This window comes from Mycolicibacter algericus DSM 45454 (genome assembly GCF_002086455.1).
Taxonomy (GTDB): Bacteria; Actinomycetota; Actinomycetes; order Mycobacteriales; family Mycobacteriaceae; genus Mycobacterium; species Mycobacterium algericum.
Map to the genome: position 1 here is coordinate 1 of NZ_MVHC01000093.1, position 658 is coordinate 658.

Below are 658 nucleotides of genomic sequence, written 5' to 3' on the forward strand. Positions count from 1 at the left end.
ACTACGATCACAGGCACACCCCACCGAAGGCGGGGTGATTCAAGGAAATCAGTCCCCGGACTTACCGGGACGGCTCAGGGGGAGTACACCGGCGTGCATCTGCGCGTAGGACGAACGCAAGCTAAATCGGCCAAGGGTGATGCACCACTTTTGAAGGGGCTGCTCGCAGCGAAACTCTGGATTCCCGCCTACGGGCTGAGGCCCGGTGACGGCGCGTCGATAGGCCGACATAGTGAGCACACTCTGGTCCTCAGGAACGGCGAAGGCACTTGGCCTTCCCGCAGCTTCTACCTGTCGGCGACGGCGCCCAGGGGCAGCCACATGCCGACATTGTGGAACGGGTCGTAGTGGGTGAAGAGCACGTCTCGGGGGCGTGTCATTCCATCTGTGTAAGTCCGAGGTGGTCCATCATCGGACCGCCGTTGGGGCGGACAGAAGGAGTGTTTTGTGACCAAGTCCACGAAGGCGCCGGCTCAGGACAAGACGGCGGCCCGACGGTTGGCGGAGGCGTTCAGCGCCGACACACTGGATTCGCTGATCGCCGATGCAGTGAAATCGGGGACCCCGATCGACGGCGCGGACGGTTTGCTCAACGAGCTGACCAAGGCCGTGCTCGAGCGTGCCCTGAATTCGGAGTTGACCCATCACCTGGGTTACG

The 658-nt window shown here is 62.6% G+C and carries 1 pseudogene; it reads left to right on the forward strand.

From position 1 onward, the window contains the following. Positions 1-498 precede the first annotated feature (498 nt). Positions 499-658: pseudogene (locus tag BST10_RS22240) on the forward strand (IS256 family transposase); the annotation flags it as partial.